Source organism: Ensifer aridi, assembly GCF_002078505.1.
Taxonomy (GTDB): domain Bacteria; phylum Pseudomonadota; class Alphaproteobacteria; order Rhizobiales; family Rhizobiaceae; genus Sinorhizobium; species Sinorhizobium aridi.
In genome coordinates this window covers 1-327 of sequence record NZ_LUAV01000061.1, presented here as the reverse complement: position 1 = coordinate 327, position 327 = coordinate 1, and the positions used below count along the sequence as shown (strand labels likewise).

General features: G+C 67.0%; 1 protein-coding gene. It reads left to right on the top strand.

The window, feature by feature from the left end; genetic code table 11:
• Window positions 1-327 (top strand): AMP-binding protein (locus AYK65_RS31210; protein ID WP_172402099.1); only part of this gene is annotated, 327 nt, incomplete at both ends.

Below are 327 nucleotides of genomic sequence, written 5' to 3'. Positions count from 1 at the left end.
GGGTCTGCGGCTACATGCAGCGCGCACTCGAGCAGCTGGCGGAGGCGTTGGAGCAGGCTCCCGACAGACCGGTGCGCGAGCTCGACATCCTGCCGGCGGACGAGCGCCGCTATCTGCTGGAGGAGCTGAACCGGACGGAAGCGGACTATCCGTCGGAGCTGTGCGTGCACGAACTGTTCGAGGCGCAGGTGCGCCGGGCGCCCGACGCGGTGGCACTGGTCTGCGAAAATGAAGAGCTGAGCTATGGTGAGCTCAATGTCCGGGCCAACCGGCTGGCCCATCATCTGATCGGGCTTGGGGTGAAGCCCGACCAGCCGGTGGCGATCT